Annotated in this window: 15 protein-coding genes; 9 read left to right on the top strand and 6 right to left on the bottom strand. The window is 66.2% G+C overall.

Annotated features, from left to right (window positions below):
- Window positions 1–84: 84 nt before the first annotated feature.
- The 7 genes from AQ619_RS03260 to AQ619_RS03230 all read left to right on the top strand — a co-directional run bounded on the left by AQ619_RS03260 (window position 85) and on the right by AQ619_RS03230 (window position 5,286).
- Entirely contained in the window at window positions 85–690 is a 606-nt protein-coding gene (locus tag AQ619_RS03260) for a TetR/AcrR family transcriptional regulator (RefSeq protein ID WP_062144183.1), read from the top strand.
- A 103-nt stretch (window positions 691–793) separates the two neighbouring features.
- Window positions 794–1,693, top strand: coding sequence for an EamA family transporter (locus AQ619_RS03255; RefSeq protein WP_062144180.1), 900 nt, complete (start codon window positions 794–796; stop codon window positions 1,691–1,693).
- Window positions 1,694–1,893: 200 nt separating this feature from the next.
- Window positions 1,894–3,033 (top strand): epoxide hydrolase family protein, encoded by a 1,140-nt coding sequence (locus AQ619_RS03250; RefSeq protein WP_062144177.1) that lies wholly within the window; start codon window positions 1,894–1,896, stop codon window positions 3,031–3,033.
- Between the two features lie 21 nt (window positions 3,034–3,054).
- Window positions 3,055–3,462 carry a GFA family protein gene (locus AQ619_RS03245; RefSeq protein ID WP_062144174.1) on the top strand — a complete coding sequence of 136 codons (408 nt, stop codon included), beginning with the start codon at window positions 3,055–3,057 and terminating at the stop codon, window positions 3,460–3,462.
- A complete protein-coding gene (locus AQ619_RS03240) occupies window positions 3,462–4,487 on the top strand; it encodes a threonine aldolase family protein (RefSeq protein ID WP_062144171.1) in 1,026 nt (341 codons plus the stop codon). Before AQ619_RS03245 ends, AQ619_RS03240 begins: the two co-directional genes overlap by 1 nt.
- Before the next feature lie 120 nt (window positions 4,488–4,607).
- A complete protein-coding gene (locus AQ619_RS03235; RefSeq protein ID WP_062144168.1) occupies window positions 4,608–4,871 on the top strand; it encodes a DUF4160 domain-containing protein in 264 nt (87 codons plus the stop codon).
- Window positions 4,858–5,286 carry a DUF2442 domain-containing protein gene (locus AQ619_RS03230; RefSeq protein WP_062144166.1) on the top strand — a complete coding sequence of 143 codons (429 nt, stop codon included), beginning with the start codon at window positions 4,858–4,860 and terminating at the stop codon, window positions 5,284–5,286. Before AQ619_RS03235 ends, AQ619_RS03230 begins: the two co-directional genes overlap by 14 nt.
- Window positions 5,287–5,297: 11 nt before the next feature.
- Here AQ619_RS03230 and AQ619_RS03225 read toward each other — a convergent pair whose 3' ends face one another.
- The 4 genes from AQ619_RS03225 to AQ619_RS03210 form a co-directional block, all read right to left on the bottom strand.
- Entirely contained in the window at window positions 5,298–7,511 is a 2,214-nt protein-coding gene (locus AQ619_RS03225; RefSeq protein ID WP_062144163.1) for a putative bifunctional diguanylate cyclase/phosphodiesterase, read from the bottom strand.
- A gap of 153 nt (window positions 7,512–7,664) precedes the next feature.
- Window positions 7,665–8,348, bottom strand: coding sequence for a carboxymuconolactone decarboxylase family protein (locus AQ619_RS03220; protein WP_062144159.1), 684 nt, complete (start codon window positions 8,346–8,348; stop codon window positions 7,665–7,667).
- Between the two features lie 3 nt (window positions 8,349–8,351).
- Window positions 8,352–8,882 carry a VOC family protein gene (locus AQ619_RS03215; RefSeq protein WP_062144156.1) on the bottom strand — a complete coding sequence of 177 codons (531 nt, stop codon included), beginning with the start codon at window positions 8,880–8,882 and terminating at the stop codon, window positions 8,352–8,354.
- A gap of 102 nt (window positions 8,883–8,984) precedes the next feature.
- Window positions 8,985–9,347 carry a phage holin family protein gene (locus AQ619_RS03210; protein ID WP_062144152.1) on the bottom strand — a complete coding sequence of 121 codons (363 nt, stop codon included), beginning with the start codon at window positions 9,345–9,347 and terminating at the stop codon, window positions 8,985–8,987.
- Between the two features lie 210 nt (window positions 9,348–9,557).
- Here AQ619_RS03210 and rpoH point away from each other — a divergent pair, with 210 nt between their 5' ends.
- Both rpoH and AQ619_RS03200 read left to right on the top strand, forming a co-directional pair.
- Window positions 9,558–10,445 carry an RNA polymerase sigma factor RpoH gene (gene rpoH / locus AQ619_RS03205; RefSeq protein WP_062144149.1) on the top strand — a complete coding sequence of 296 codons (888 nt, stop codon included), beginning with the start codon at window positions 9,558–9,560 and terminating at the stop codon, window positions 10,443–10,445.
- A gap of 195 nt (window positions 10,446–10,640) precedes the next feature.
- A complete protein-coding gene (locus AQ619_RS03200; RefSeq protein ID WP_062144146.1) occupies window positions 10,641–11,354 on the top strand; it encodes an alpha/beta fold hydrolase in 714 nt (237 codons plus the stop codon).
- Between the two features lie 94 nt (window positions 11,355–11,448).
- Here AQ619_RS03200 and AQ619_RS03195 read toward each other — a convergent pair whose 3' ends face one another.
- Window positions 11,449–14,139, bottom strand: a complete 2,691-nt coding sequence (locus tag AQ619_RS03195) for a TonB-dependent receptor (RefSeq protein WP_062144143.1) — start codon at window positions 14,137–14,139, stop codon at window positions 11,449–11,451.
- A 183-nt stretch (window positions 14,140–14,322) separates the two neighbouring features.
- Window positions 14,323–15,132 (bottom strand): response regulator, encoded by an 810-nt coding sequence (locus tag AQ619_RS03190; RefSeq protein ID WP_062144140.1) that lies wholly within the window; start codon window positions 15,130–15,132, stop codon window positions 14,323–14,325.
- Between the last annotated feature and the right edge of the window lie 17 nt (window positions 15,133–15,149).

Here is a 15,149-nt window from a genome sequence, read left to right as displayed (position 1 = left end):
CTCCGGGCTGTGGTCGTGATGGCTTATTGTTTACGTTGTAAATTTATGTTGTAAGAAAATGAGTTCGTCAACTGGGATTCGTCAGTGCCCCGCGTCCTGTCTTCCGAAGACGTCGAAGATTTCCGCCGTCGCCTGTGCGTGGCCGCCGAAGGCCTGTTCGCCGAGCGCGGCCCCGAGGCCGTGACCATGCGCGAGCTGGCAACGGCCATGGGGGTCAGTCCGATGACGCCCTATCGCTATTTCCAGGACAAGGACGCCATCCTTGCCGCCGTTCGGGCGGCCGCCTTTACCCGCTTCGCCGAGGCCCTCGAGGCCGGGATGGGTCAGGCGGGCGACCCGATCGTCCGGTCACGCCAGGCCGGCATGGCCTATATCGAATTTGCCCTCGCCCAGCCCCAGGCCTACCGCCTGATGTTCGACCTCAACCAGCCGACCGAGGCCGACTATCCGGAGCTGCAGGCGGCCGTCGCCCGGGCCCGGCGGACCATGACCGTTCATGTCGAGGGCATGATCCGGGCGGGCCTGCTGGAGGGCGACGCCGAGATGATCGGCCACATGTTCTGGTCGGTGCTGCACGGCATGCTGATGCTGCAGATCACCGGCAAGCTGGCCCCGACCATCGACCCCCAGACCCTGCGGCGCCAGATGTTTGCCACCCTGCTGCGCGGCCTCGGGCTGCCGGAGCCCTGATCCCGCCCGCATCGCCTCCGGATTGTCACCGGGACAATGTTTCCATTGCAGCGCCGCACGTCAGGTATCAAAGGCGGATGGCCCGCCCGAAAAGGACCCGCCGATGACCGCTGCGCCCCTGCCCCTGCGCCATCTGCTGCTGGCCCTGGCCGTGGTGGCGGTGTGGGGCACCAATTTCGTGGTCATCCGCATCGGGCTCGACCATCTGCCACCCCTGCTGTTCGCCACCCTGAGGTTCACCCTGGTACTACTGCCCATGGCGTTTTTCGTCAGGCGGCCCGATGTGCCGTGGCGCAACCTGGCCGCCTATGGCGTGCTGATCGGGGCCGGACAGTTCGGCATGCTGTTCCTGGCCATGAAGGGCCACATCTCGCCGGGCCTGGCCTCGCTGGTGGTGCAGACCCAGGTGTTCTTCACCATCGGCATGGCCATGAAGATCAACGGCGAGCGGGTGCAGCCCTTTCAGGTCGTCGCCCTGCTGCTGGCCGCTTCGGGCATCGTGCTGATCGCCGCCCATGGCGGCGGCTCGGCCACGCCCCTGGGCGTCGGGCTGGTGCTGCTGGCCGCCGCCAGCTGGTCGGGCGGCAATATCGTCGCCCGTCAGGCCGGCAGCGTGAACATGCTGGGCTATGTGGTCTGGGCCAGCCTGTTCTCGATCCCGCCGCTGTTTGCGATGTCGCTGTGGCTGGAAGGCTGGAGCGCCATGGTCCACGGCGTGCGCTCGGCCGATGCCCTGACCTGGGTGGCCGTTCTCTGGCAGGCGGTGGGCAATACCATGTTCGGCTATGCCGCCTGGGGCTGGCTGCTGGCCCGCCACCCGGCCGCCACGGTGACGCCTATGGCCCTGCTGGTCCCGGTGTTCGGCATGGGCGCCTCAGCCCTGCTGCTGCACGAGGGCCTGCCCGCCTGGAAGCTGATCGCCGCCGGGCTGGTCCTGACCGGGCTGGCGGTGAACGTGCTGTGGCCGAAGGTGCGGGAGCGGATCGGGGTGGTGAAGGCCTAGCAAAACTTCCGCTCTCCCCGGCGAAAGCCGGGGCCCAGATTCAGCCAGAGCGTCTCGGGATGATGCGCCTGCGGACGGTGTGAAGACGCCCACTTCTCAGGGTTTGATCTGGGCCCCGGCTTTCGCCGGGGAGAGCGGAGTTAGTCTTGACCTCCCCCACGTCACCCGCCTGACCCTCTCCGCAAAACAGGGAGGACGCCATGGCCACGCCGTTCAGGGTCGAGTGGAGCCAGGAAGCCGTCGACAGGGTCATGGCCCAGGTCCGGGCCTATGCGTTCCCGGATGCGCCGGAGGGCGGCGGATGGAACCATGGCTGTGACGCCGCCACCCTCAAGCGCTTGACCGCCTACTGGGCCGACGGCTTCGATGTGGCCAAGGCGCAGGAGACCCTCAACCGCCATCCGCAGTTCACGGCCAGGGTCGAGGACCTCGACATCCACTTCGTCCACGTGGTGGGCGAGGCCGGCGGCAAGCGGCCGCTGCTGCTGACCCATGGCTGGCCGGGCAGCCATTTCGAGTTCTGGGACGCCATCGAGCCCTTGGCCTTCCCGTCACGCCATGGCGGCGACCCGGCCGACGCGTTTGATCTGGTGATCCCGTCCCTGCCCGGCTTCGGCTTTTCGGGGAAGCCCGCCCGCCCGATCGGCCAGCGCGCCACCGCCCGCCTGTTCAACACACTGATGACGGAGGTGCTGGGCTATGACCGCTACCTCGCCCAGGGCGGCGACTGGGGGGGGCTGGTCACCTCCTGGCTCGGCCTCGACCACACCGCACACGTCAAGGCCATCCACCTGAACATGATCGGCTTCCGGCCCGCCGGCCCGCCGCAGGGTGAGGCCGAGATCGCCTGGATCCAGCGCACCGGCTTTGCCATGGACGTCATGGGGGCCTATTTCCGGCTCCAGGCCTCCAAGCCCCAGTCCCTGGCCTGGCTGGGCGCGGGCAATCCGGTCGGCCAGGCGGCCTGGATCCTCGAGCGCTTCCACGACTGGGCCGACCTGTCCGGCAAGCCCTTCGAGCAGGTGTTCAGCGACGACCAGCTGCTGACCAACATCATGCTCTATGTGATGACCGGCAGCTTCACGACCGGGGCCTGGTACTATCGTGGCCTGATGGAGGAAGGCGGCATTGTCCTGCCGGCCGGGACCCGCTGCGAGACCCCCACTGCCTTCGCCAACTTCCCCGGGGAGCTGCTCTATTCCGCCCCGCCCCGCAGCTGGTGCGACCGCGCCTACAACATCACCCGCTGGACCGACATGCCGCGCGGCGGCCACTTTGCGGCGATGGAAGAGCCCGAGCTGTTTGTGGACGACGTGAGGGCCTGGGGCCGCCAGGCCTGATCCTCAAGACGGAGCACTGTGATGACCCTCAAGACCGGCGGCTGCCTCTGCGGCGCCATTCGCTACGAGATCGACGCCGAGTTCATGGGCGTGGCCGTCTGCCACTGCCGGGACTGCCAGTATGCCTCGGGCGGCGGGCCCAACTTCATCGCCATGGCCCCGCGCGACAGCGTTCGCTTTGTCGAGGGCACGCCCCGCCAGTATGACCGCCCCGGCGGCAGCGGGGCCAATGTCGGGCGGGTGTTCTGCCCGGACTGCGGCACGCCCCTGCTGTCGGATATCGGCGCGCCCTTCCTGGCCGTGAAGCTGGGCGGGCTGGACGAGTCCGCCGACCTCAAGCCGGGCGTCCGGATCTGGACCCGCTCGGCCCCGGCATGGCATGTGATCGACCCTGCCACGCCCGGTTTTCCAGAGAGTCCGCCGTTCTGATGTCTTCTGCCCGCTACGATTTCGCGTCCGACAATGTCGCCGGGGCCATGCCCGAGGTCATGGAGGCGATGCTCGCCGCCAATGCCGGGACGGCCTCGGGCTATGGCACCGACCATGTCAGCGCCGCCGCGGCCGACCGGATCCGCGCCCTGCTGGACGCCGATGCCGAGGTCCGTTTCACCGCCTCGGGCACGGCGGCCAATGCCTTTGCCCTGACGGTCCTCGCTCGGCCGCACGAGGCGGTCCTGGCCCACGAGCATGCCCATATCTGCACCGACGAGACCGGCGCGCCCGGCTTCTTTGGCCAGGGCGTCGGGCTGATCGGCCTGCCGGGGGCCTCGGGCAAGATCGAACTGGCCGGACTGGAAGCGGCCCTGGCGCGGCCTGAGGTGTCCTACAACCAGCCGGCCGCGGCCCTGTCCCTGACCACCGCCACCGAATACGGCACGGTCTATGACGCGGCGCACCTGGCCGCCCTGATCGCGCCGGTGAAGGCCAAGGGCTATGGCGTCCACCTGGATGGCGCGCGTCTGGCCAATGCCGTGGCGGCGGGCTTTGATCTGAAGACCGTCGCGAAGATGGGCGTCGACATCCTGGTCATGGGCGGCACCAAGGCCGGTTCGACCCCGACCGAGGCCGTGGTCTTCCTCAATCCCGACCACGCCCGCCGGCTGGATGCGCGGCTGAAACATGCCGGCCAGCTGGTCAGCAAGGGCCGCTTCCTGGCCGCCCCGTGGCTGGGCCTGCTGGGCGAGGCCAATGACGGCGGCCCCTGGGCGGCGCGGGCGGCTCACGCCAATGCCATGGCCCGCAAGCTGGCGGCCCTGATGCCCTTCCCGATCCGCCACCCGGTCGAGGCCAATGGCGTCTTCGTCGACATGGACGAGCCGACCCTGGAGCGTCTGCGCGGCGAGGGCTGGTTCGTCTACCGCTTCCTGGACGGCACGGCCCGCTTCATGTGCTCCTGGGCCACGACGCCGGAAATGGTCGAGGACCTGGGCGCAGCCTTGAAGCGGATCGCCTGAAATTTTAACGCGAATATATCAAAAACACGTCTTTTGATTGCATAATCAAGGCGGCCAGGGCTTCATTTGGTGCGGCGCATTCACGCCATTCCTAAGCGCTTGGGTTTTTGATAGACTGCAATGGCAACGCTAGTGCGTCATGGCGCAAACCGCATCGTCATCTATTCGGAAGACCACCGACCCAGCCATGTGCATGTCGTTGGCCCCGAACACGCAGCGGTTTTCCTGTTGAACTGCAACGGCGATCCGCTGTCACACGGTCCGGTGGAGATACGGGAAAACCATGGCTTCAAGGGCAAGGACCTGGTGCCGATCGTGGCGTTGATCGAGGCCAACCTCGAAAAGCTCTGCGCAGAATGGAGACGCGTTCATGGCGATTACTGACGAGGAGGTCCGAACGGCGACGGTTCTGGGCGTTCGCCTTGACCGGGATCGCGTTCACGCCGTCGCGGCGCGCTATGTCAGGACCCGGGCTCTGGTCGAAATCGAGTTGGATAACGGTGCCTATTTCAGCTTTCCCCCCGCCCTGACCCAGACCCTGGAAAACGCCACGCCAGACCAGTTGGCCGAAGTGCAGGTCGTGGGTGGCGGGACCGGGCTCTATTTTCCCAAGCTGGACGCCGATCTCTATGTACCGGCCCTTTTCGAAGGCGTGTTCGGATCCAGGGCCTGGATCGCCGCGCAACTAGGCCAGAAAGGCGGCCAGGCGCGCAGTCCCCGCAAGACGACGTCTGCACGCGAGAACGGAAAGCTGGGCGGCCGGCCGCGAAAGTCGTCGCCGCCTCCCGCCGAAACCTGAACCGGAGACGTCTAGGCTTTCGCGCTTCGCACGCCGCGCTTGGCGCGCGACGTCTTTGCCGGTGCCTCCTTTGGAGCGAAGGTCAGCACGGCCTGGCGGCCTTCGGGCACGCGCAGATCCCGCGCCTCGACGCCGAGCAGGCGCGCGATCTCGCTGGCCGGGGCGGGCCGGCTGATGAAATAGCCCTGGATCTCGGCGCAGCCCTGGTCGCGCAGGGCATTGAGCTGCTCGACGGTCTCGACGCCCTCGGCCGTGGTGACGATACCCAGGCTCGAGCCGAGGTCCAGAACGGCCTTGATGATGGCCATGGCGTCGCTGTCCTCGAGGATGTCGCGGACAAAGGTCTGGTCGATCTTGATCTTGTCGAACGGGAAGCTGCGCAGATAGCTCAGGGACGAATAGCCGGTGCCGAAGTCATCCATTGAGATGCGCACGCCCAGGGCCTTCAGATCATGCAGCATCGACATGTTGGCGACATTGTCCTGCAGCAGGACCGACTCGGTGATTTCCAGCTCCAGCCTCTGGGCCGGCAGGCCTGAGACCGCCAGGGCCGAGACCACGGTGCTGACCAGGGCCCGGTCGCGGAACTGGGCCGGCGACAGATTGACCGCCAGACGCACATGGTCGGGCCAGGTCGCGGCTTCCGCACAGGCCTGGCGCAGGACCCACTCACCCAACTGGACGATCAGGCCGATCTCCTCGGCAATCGGAATGAAGTCGGCCGGCGAAACCATGCCGCGATCGGGATGGTTCCAGCGCAGCAGCGCCTCGCAGCCGGTGACCCGGTCGTCGCCCAGATGATAGAGCGGCTGGTAGTAGAGCTGGAACTCGCCGGCGGTCAGGGCCCGGCGCAGGTCGAGCTCCAGGGCCCGCCGGGCCTGCAGTTCTTCGTCCATGGCCCGTTCAAAGAAGTGGAAGGCCCCGCGCCCATCGGCCTTGGCGCGATAGAGCGCCATGTCGGCCTTCTTGAGCAGCTCGTCGGCATCGTCACCGTCCGATGGCGCGACGGAGACCCCGACACTGGCCCCGATCATGACCTGATGGCCCTGGAGGTCGAACGGGGCGGCCATGGCTTCGACCACCCGCTCGGCAAGTCTTGTGGCCCCGGTCAGGTCGGCAAGGCCGGTCTGGACCACGGCAAACTCATCGCCACCCAGGCGGGCCACGGTGTCGCCATCCCGCACGCAGCCGCGCAGGCGTTCGGCGGCGATGCGCAGCAGGGCATCGCCCAGCGGGTGACCCAGGGTGTCATTGACCGACTTGAAGCGGTCCAGGTCGATGAAGTGCACGGCCAGCTTGTCACCCGATCGCGCCCGGCGCGACAAGGCCTCGCCCAGGTCCTTCTGGAACAGCACCCGGTTGGGCAGTTCGGTCAGGGGATCATAGTGGGCCAGACGAGCGATCTGGGCCTCAGCCCGCTTGCGGTCGGCGATGTCTTCGGAAACGCCCACTAGGTACTCGGCCTTGCCCTCGGAATCGAAGATGGCGATCTTCTTGGTCCGCAGGATGGCCATGGTCCCATCCTTGCGCGGCACCAGGTCTTCCTCGATCACCCGGACCTCGCCGGAAGCCACCAGGTCCCGGTCGCGCTGGGCGTAGATCTCGGCCTGTTCCGGGGAATAGAAGTCGGCGTCGGTCCGACCGATCATCTCCTCGCGCGACATGCCCAGGGTCTTTTCGCCGGCCCGGTTGAGCAGGACATAGCGGTGATCGTCAGCTCGCTTGACGAAGACCATCGAGGGCATGGCCTCGACCACGGCGGTCATGAAGTTTTCGGCCCGTTCGGCGGTTTCATTGGCCGAGGCCAGCTGGGCCAGGGCGCGGCGATTGCTTTCGCTGGCGGCCTGCAACAGGGCCAGGACCGTGCCGACGCCCAGATAGCGTCCGCCGTCGGTGACGATGAAGCCACGCAGCAGATCCGAGGCCCGATAGGAGAGGCTATCGTTTGTGAACTCGGCCAGGGCCATGTCGGCCTCGACCACCAGGGGCTCGACATCCATCAGGACGGAGATCGGACGATTGGCGTAGAGGGCCCGGCCATATTCGGCGGCCATGCGCAGGAAGAAGGCATTGCGCTCGACAAGGCCGATGGGGCGGTCCTCGGCATCGAGCACAGGGATGATCAGGCTGTCGGGCTCCTCGCGGAACCGCTCATAGAGAGTCTTGCCCAGATCGTCGGCGCGCGCCGGCTGCAGGGAAGAAACGGTGTCTCGCAGGGTGAACATCGGATACGCCTCCACTGCCCAAGCAGGGACCATTTCAGACCTAACAGCGGGCTAATGGTGCCGCTTCAGGGGCGTGATTTCGCGAAAACTTCACGCGGCCGTCACAGTGATTACCGCAAGCTTTAGAGGGACTTAGGTGGCCGGGATCGGCCTCTACCCTGCGCTTTCCGGGTCCTTGGCCGGCAGCGCGGCGGCATCGGCCGATCGCCCCGTATCCATGAAATCGCGGGCCGCAAACCCCTCCGGGGCCGCGACCTCGACGACCGGTTCGGGCCGGTCATCGAACTCCAGCCGCAGGGCCCGGCTCATCACCGCATGCATCTCGTAGAGACAGGTGATGTAGGTCAGTTCCAGGATCTGCTCGTCGTCGAGTTCGGCCTTTAGGGCCTCGAACACGCCGTCAGCCACCCGCCCGCCGTCGAGGACCAGGGCGTCGGCATAGGCCAGGACCGCGCGCTCGCGACGATCGAAGAGGTCCGACACCGGCCAGGCTGCCACGGCGGCGATCCTGGCCTCGGAGACGCCGAGGCCCCGCAGGGACTTGCAGTGCTGGGAATAGACGAACTGGCTGCCCCGCGCCCAGCCGGCCCGGGTCTGGGCTAGTTCCCGCAGCACCGGGTCCAGCTTGCGGGCCGGGTCGCGATAGAGCCCAAAACCGCGGGCCGCATGCAGCAGTACGTCCGGACTGTTGGCGAACACGGTCCACCAGTCACCCCGCGTGCCGGTGGCGGTGCCGGGCTGGCTGACCGGATCGCGGTCGCCGAACAGCTGGTCATAGAGGGCCAGCACCTTCGGATCAGAGACCTCGGCCCTGGGAATCTGGCGCAGGCGCGGCATGGCTCAGACCTCCGCCGGCGTGCGCGCCGAGCCCGGCGCGTGGCGGACATCGGCGGGGGTAAAGGGTCGGGTGAAAGCGGCCAGCTCCATCATGATCCCATTGGGGTCGGTGAAATAGACCGAACGCACGAAGACGCCCTCATGGTTCTTGCGGGCTACGCCCATCTCGCTGTCGTCGTGATTGACCACCATCGGAAAGGTCTCGACCCCGGCCTCGACCAGGCGCTGCCGCCAGGTTTCCAGCTCGTCCTCCGGAACCGAAAAGGCGATGTGGTTCATAGACCCGACCGCCGTGCGGGCCTCCAGCGGGAAGGCCTTCACCGAGGCGATCCCCGGCGCGGCCGGCGGCCCATCGGCCCACCAGAAAAAGGCCAGGCTGGAGCCCCCGCCGCAGTCGAAGAAGAAGTGCTGGCCGCCGTCCGGCAACTGGACGGTCTTGATCAGCGGCATGCCCAGGACCTCGGTATAGAACCGGGTGGTTTCGGCCATGTCGCGGCAGACCAGGGCCAGGTGATTTACGCCGGCGATGCTCATCGCTGCTCTCCTCCCGCGCCTCGGTCCCGTGGCCGGGGCGTCATGGAGCAGAGACTAGAGCAGGATCACGGTCCTGGGCAGGCTGCCTTTGCGGCAGGCGGATCAGGCGTCCTCGCGCGCCTTGCCGTCGCCGATCATCACCTGCCCCGCCCAGCTGACCACACCCACAATGATCGAGCCGAGGACACCGGACACCAGGCCGTTCACGATCAGGCCATCCAGCAGCCAGGCCACCAGGCCCAGCATGGCCGCGTTCACCACCAGCAGGAACAGGCCCAGGCTGACGATGGTGATCGGAAAGGTCAGCAGCACCACCACCGGCTTGACCACCGCATTGACGACGCCCAGCAGCAGGCTCGCCAGGATCAGGGTCGGCCAGCCGTCGGCCGAGATGCCGCCGAGCAGGCGATCGGCCAGCCACAGGCCGAGCGCGGCGAACAGGACGCGAAAGACGAAACGGAGCATACTGGACCCAGTCCTGTGTGAGATAACGGCGGCAGGATCGCCGCGAAGTGGTGCCCGTTCAAGGCCTCGACCGGTCCGGACAATACCTGAGTGGGTGGCTGGGAGATTACAAATGCGTCATAGGCCTTAACTTGACCGCAACCGCTTCCTATCTGACCTGTTGTGATGGGACGAGGCGGGCGATCCGCCGGCCCAAGGGGATGTGTTTTTATGGCCGCTAGCTCTTTGTCGGTGATGTCGCCTGACGGCGGCCTGTCGCGATACCTCACCGAGATCCGCAAGTTCCCGATGCTGCCGAAGGACGAGGAGTTCATGCTCGCCCAGCGCTGGAAGGAGCATCAGGACTCTGAAGCCGCCCACAAGATGGTCACCTCGCACCTGCGCCTGGTGACCAAGATCGCCATGGGCTATCGCGGCTACGGCCTGCCGATCGGCGAGGTGATCTCCGAGGGCAATGTCGGTCTGATGCAGGCCGTCAAGAAGTTCGAGCCCGACAAGGGCTTCCGCCTGGCCACCTATGCCATGTGGTGGATCCGCGCCTCGATCCAGGAATACATCCTGCGCTCGTGGTCGCTGGTGAAGATGGGCACAACCGCGGCGCAGAAGAAGCTGTTCTTCAACCTGCGCAAGGCCAAGAGCCAGATCGAGGCCTTCCAGGACGGCGACCTGCGCGCCGATCAGGTCAGCGCCATCGCCACCAAGCTGGGCGTGCTGGACAGCGAGGTCATCTCGATGAACCGCCGCCTGTCGGGCCCCGACGCCTCGCTGAACGCGCCCCTGCGCTCGGACAGCGAAAGCGAGTGGCAGGACTGGCTGGCCGATGACGAGCAGGTCAGCCAGGAGACCGTGGTCGCCGAGAATGAAGAAAAGTCCCTGCGCATGGGGCTGCTTCAGGAGGCCATGGTCGAACTGACCGACCGCGAGCGTCACATCCTGACCGAGCGTCGCCTGAAGGACGACCCGACCACCCTGGAAGACCTGGCCGCCCATTATGGCGTCAGCCGCGAGCGGGTTCGCCAGATCGAGGTCCGCGCCTTCGAAAAGCTGCAGAAGACGATGCGCGAAGCGGCCATCGCCAAGAACATGGTCGAGGCCTAGGCTTAACCGGGTTCGACGGAAGGGGCGCTTCAAGCGCCCCTTTTTCGTTTCCCTCTCCCCCTGCGGGAGAGGGTGGCCCGAAGGTTCGGGTGAGGGGTCGCGCTCCTCTATCCGGTCAGGCCAGGCGACCCCTCATCCGTCGGCTGCGCCGGCACCTTCTCCCGCAGGGGGAGAAGGGCGCGCTATAAGCGCCCGATGCCCCCCCTCCCCCAGTTGATCCTCCTGCCCGGCCTGCTGAACGATGCCGGGCTGTGGCGCGACCAGATCAGCGGACTGGCCGATGTCGCCCGCCCCTGGGTCCCCGATCTGACGCGCGGCGAATCCATCAAAGACCTGGCGCAGGGCGTTCTGGACCAGGCCGAACCGACCTTCGCCCTCGCGGGCTTTTCGATGGGCGGCTATGTCGCCCAGGAGATCGCCCGGATCGCGCCCGGGCGTCTTGAGCGCCTGGCCCTGCTGGACACCTCGATCCGCGTCGACACCCCCGAGCGCGCCTCCCGGCGACAGGCCCTGACTGAAGCCGCCCGGAGGCCCGGCGACTTTCTGGGCATCAGCCAAGCGATCCTGAAAAGCTATATCGACGCCTCGCGCCTGAACGACCAGGACCTGACCGGCCGCATCGTGGCCATGACCCAGCGCCTCGGCCGCGAGGTCTTCATCCGCCAGAACAGCCTGGAACGCCAGGACGGCGAGGCGGCCCTGAAGGCCCTGAAGGTTCCGCTGCTGATCCTCTGTGGCGAGACCGACCAGATCACCCCGGTCGCCGGGCACCGCGCCATGGCCGAGGCGATCGGGGGCGCGCCGCCGGTGGTCATCCACCACGCCGGCCACATGACCCCGATGGAAGCCCCCAAAGCGGTCAATGACGCCTTGCGGCTCTGGCTGCAACGCCCTGCCGGCCAGAGATAGTCCGGACACGGATCGCTAAAACGCCAAGAGCCGGCTGATCGCTCAGCCGGCTCCCGTCGCACGGATCGCCGAAGCGACCCCAAGCTCTCCAGCTTTAGAAGTTGAAGCGGACACCCGCGACATAGCGGCGACCAAAGGTCTCGTACTCGATCGGATAGCGCTTCTGATCGCCATAGCGACGGGCACCCTGGTCAGTCAGATTGACGCCGTCGAGATAGACTTCGAAGTTCTGGTTGACCTGGTAGCGGACCGACAGGTCGAGTTCCTCGTCGGCATCCCAGAAGATGTCGCCGTTGTCGGCCGGATTGACGACACCATTGGTGACTCGGTAGCTGCCCACCGACTCGCCCCAGGGGGTGCGGTACTGGTAGGCGAGACGAACGGTCAGGCCGTACTTTTCGTAGATGGCCTGCAGGTTGTAGACGGCGTCCGAAGTACCCAGGACGCTGATCTTGCGCGCCGGCACGCCGCCGACGGTCGGCAGGGTGACCTCCGACGAGGTCCAGGTGCCCGACAGGCGGGTACCGAAGCCTTCCATCCATTCCGGCAGGTTCAGGTCGCTGACCAGCTTCTTGGCGGTGCCCGAGAAGAACACTTCCACACCCTGCAGGTGACCGTCGCCGCCGTTGTCGACCTTGGTGAACAGGTAGTTCGAACGGTCGAGGCCCGGCACGTCGAGGGTATCGAGGCCAAAGGTGTCCGCCTTCTGGACCAGGACGTCCGAGATGTCCTTGTAGAACAGGCCGGCCGAGAAGAAGCCCTCGGGAGTCATGTACCACTCGACATAGGTGTCCAGACCGATCTGCTTCTCCGGCTTGGCGTTCGGGTTGCCGCCCGAGATCGACTGGTTGGCGTCATTGATCGAGAAGTTGGGACGCAGGTCGTCAAAGTCGGCGCGCGAAGCCGAGGTGGTCAGGCCGACCCGCAGCTTGACCTCGTCGGTGACGTTCCAGTTCAGGTGCAGGCTGGGATAGACTAGGGTCTCGTCGCTGGAAGTATTGACCAGACGGGTCTCGGCCGGGGTCGCACCGACGGCCGGGAAGTTCACATAGGCCTGGCCGGTGTTCTCGATCATCTCGACGCGGGCACCATAGACCAGGTTACCCCAGTCGAAGGTCGTGGTGGCCATGCCGTAGGCGGCGGTGATCTTTTCCGACACCTTCCAGAAGTTGCCGCGGGTGTCGCTGCGGGTGGCGACGCCGGTGGCCACCAGGTTGTCCATATAGGCCGTGGTCGCGCCCGCATTGGTGTAGCGGAAGCTGTAGTTCAGGTTCTGGGTGCCCATATAGGCGTCGTCGATGGCGAAGAAGGCCCACGGCACGGCATTGGCGGCCGTGAAGGACCGGCTGAAGGCCGTTTCGCGCGACTTCTTGGTGCGGTCGGTATAGAGGCCGCCGAACTCGAACTTCGTCGGCAGGCCAAACAGCTGCCCCTCGTGATCGAGGTCGAACTTGCCGGTCCAGGCGCTGGTGATGTCGCCGCCTTCGACGTTGCCGATCGAGGTCGCCGGGAACTGGAAGGCCTCGATATTGGTGACCTGGGCGCCCTTGGTGCGGGCCGTGGTCGTGCCGCCGGTGCTGAACAGCTTGATGGTGTTCACGTCGCCGTTGCGGAGATCATACTCGACGGTCGGACGCAGCAGGAAGCTCGACGGACTCTGGAAGGCGGCGGTGACCGGGGTGTCGCGACCGTCGTCGGTGAAGGTGTAGTTGGCGCGCCAGGAGAGATTCCAGCCCGACAGGGCATGCTCGCCGCCCACCGTATTGGTGGTCATGAATTCCTTGGTGTCGCGATAGTCGACGCGACCGTTGATCCGCGCACCATAGACCGTCCCGAAGGTCGGGGAGTTGGCGTTGATGAAGTTGGCGCTGTTGTAGGCGTTGCCGGCCGCATCCGTGCCCTGGTCAAGCCGGAAGATGAAGTTGTCGCGCAGCTCGTCATCACGGAAGAAGGTATTGATCGTGCTGGCGAAGACCGTGTTGTTGTCGTCGAACTGGTAATCGACCCGGGTTGAGCCCGAGAAGTTCGAACGGTTCAGACGATAGTGCTTGTTCTCGTGCTCGCGGGCAAAGCGCTTGCTCGGGTCGACCGTGTTGCCGAGATAGGGGTCGGTTTCCCAGTTATTGGTGACCATGTCGCGGCTGTAGAACGAGCCCTGGGCCACGAGGCCCAGCTTGCCGTCCATGAAGATGTTCGAATAGACGAGGCTAGTATCCAGCTCGGTGCCACCACCCAGTTCGACCTTGCCGACGCCGATCTTGCCGCTGATCTTCTGGCCCTTGTGGTCAAAGGCGCGGCGCGTGCGGATGTCGACATTGCCGGCAACGGTGTCGCCCGGCATCGACGGCACGATCGCCTTCTGCACCGAGATCTGGCTGGCGATGGCCGAAGGAATGTTGTCGAAGCGCGAGTCGCGGCCCTGAGGGCTGACCACGCTCAGGCCGTCGAACGACAGGGTGGTCCAGTAGACCGGCGCGCCGCGCAGGTTGACATAGCGGGCCTGGCCCTGGTCGCGCTGGACGGCGACGCCCGGCAGACGGCCGATGGCAAAGGCGATGTTCTGGTCGGGCAGGTCGCCGACGGCATCGGCCGACAGGACACTGACCAGAGAGTCCGAGGCGCGCTGCACTTGCAGGGCGGTCGCCTCGCTCTCGGCGAGGGGACGACGGGCGGTGATCACCAGTTCGCTGACCTCGGCGGTTTCAGTGCTGGCGACCTGGGCGTTTGCCATCGACGCCAGTCCAAGCGCCGAAACGGCACCCATCAGTACAACCCGGAAATTCATTGAAGTCCCCTCGTTTAGCTGGGGGGACGGTTAGTGACGCTCTGTGAAATATTTTCAGGACTTAGGTTGTCGAATTATGACAGGGGCGGGAATGCTGCAGCTTGTCGTTCACGCGACACACCTTCAGTCCGCGAAACCCTTCACCCTGCCCAGCATCGGGCAGATCAGGCGGGGCCAGCCCGGCTAGGCTGCGCCGCGGCCGGTATCGGCCTCGGGGGCCATGAAGCTCATCAGGGCGTCAATGCGCTTGAGCAGGTCGGTGCGGGCCTGAGCCCCGGGCGCATTGCTGACCATGCACTCTTCGAGGGCCTCGGCGGCGGCGACCAGACGCGGTTCCTTGACCGCCTCGCCGACCTTGCGCAGCTCCAAGGCCTGGACGGCCAGGGCGCGGCGGGCCTGGGCGGGATCGGTGTCCAGGGCCTGGGCGGCCGAACGGACAATGCGCAGGGCCTGTGAGAGCCGCGCCGCTACCGATCCGGCGGCGTCGACCTTACGCTTGCGCGGGCCCTTGTATTCGGCCGAATTGAAGCGGCGGCGATCCGGCCCGACATATTGCACGGCCTCGATCCAGTCGCGCGGCTTCAGGGTCACCGCTTCCAGCCGGCGCTCCAGGTCGCCCATGGTGAAGGGCTTGCGCATGAACTCATGCACACCGGCGTCGCGAGCCCCGAAAATGGTCTCTGCGGTCGCCTCGTTCGTGCACATGATGATCGGTGCCTGGCGGCAGACCAGTTCGCTGCGGCGGATCGTGCGGGTCAGAAGCAGGCCGTCCATGCCGGCGCTGGCATGCTCGACAAAGATCAACTGCGGATCGACCGTACGGGCCAGGGCATAGCCCTTGTCGAGGTTCGGGGCCGGATAGATCTGCACATTGCCCAGTGGCCTCAGCTGGTCGGCCAGCAACCGCGCCGTGGACGCATTGGGGTCGACGACCAGCACCCGCTGAATCTTCGCGGCAACTCTCTGCAGGATGCGGGGATTGCCGTCGAACACCGGAAAACTGACTCCTG

The organism is Caulobacter henricii (genome assembly GCF_001414055.1).
Taxonomy (GTDB): Bacteria; Pseudomonadota; Alphaproteobacteria; order Caulobacterales; family Caulobacteraceae; genus Caulobacter; species Caulobacter henricii.
The sequence above is the reverse complement of the archived record's forward strand: the minus strand, read 5'-3'. Positions and strand labels throughout refer to the sequence as shown.

What these genes read in the sequence shown, in the direction of transcription:
- AQ619_RS03235 (WP_062144168.1), top strand. Translation starts at nt 4,608, where the DNA reads ATGGCAACGCTAGTGCGTCATGGCGCAAACCGCATCGTCATCTATTCG.
- AQ619_RS03230 (WP_062144166.1), top strand. Translation starts at nt 4,858, where the DNA reads ATGGCGATTACTGACGAGGAGGTCCGAACGGCGACGGTTCTGGGCGTT.
- AQ619_RS03255 (WP_062144180.1), top strand. Translation starts at nt 794, where the DNA reads ATGACCGCTGCGCCCCTGCCCCTGCGCCATCTGCTGCTGGCCCTGGCC.
- AQ619_RS03210 (WP_062144152.1), bottom strand. Translation starts at nt 9,347, where the DNA reads ATGCTCCGTTTCGTCTTTCGCGTCCTGTTCGCCGCGCTCGGCCTGTGG.
- AQ619_RS03240 (WP_062144171.1), top strand. Translation starts at nt 3,462, where the DNA reads ATGTCTTCTGCCCGCTACGATTTCGCGTCCGACAATGTCGCCGGGGCC.
- rpoH (WP_062144149.1), top strand. Translation starts at nt 9,558, where the DNA reads ATGGCCGCTAGCTCTTTGTCGGTGATGTCGCCTGACGGCGGCCTGTCG.
- AQ619_RS03250 (WP_062144177.1), top strand. Translation starts at nt 1,894, where the DNA reads ATGGCCACGCCGTTCAGGGTCGAGTGGAGCCAGGAAGCCGTCGACAGG.
- AQ619_RS03225 (WP_062144163.1), bottom strand. Translation starts at nt 7,511, where the DNA reads ATGTTCACCCTGCGAGACACCGTTTCTTCCCTGCAGCCGGCGCGCGCC.
- AQ619_RS03220 (WP_062144159.1), bottom strand. Translation starts at nt 8,348, where the DNA reads ATGCCGCGCCTGCGCCAGATTCCCAGGGCCGAGGTCTCTGATCCGAAG.
- AQ619_RS03215 (WP_062144156.1), bottom strand. Translation starts at nt 8,882, where the DNA reads ATGAGCATCGCCGGCGTAAATCACCTGGCCCTGGTCTGCCGCGACATG.
- AQ619_RS03200 (WP_062144146.1), top strand. Translation starts at nt 10,641, where the DNA reads ATGCCCCCCCTCCCCCAGTTGATCCTCCTGCCCGGCCTGCTGAACGAT.
- AQ619_RS03245 (WP_062144174.1), top strand. Translation starts at nt 3,055, where the DNA reads ATGACCCTCAAGACCGGCGGCTGCCTCTGCGGCGCCATTCGCTACGAG.
- AQ619_RS03195 (WP_062144143.1), bottom strand. Translation starts at nt 14,139, where the DNA reads ATGAATTTCCGGGTTGTACTGATGGGTGCCGTTTCGGCGCTTGGACTG.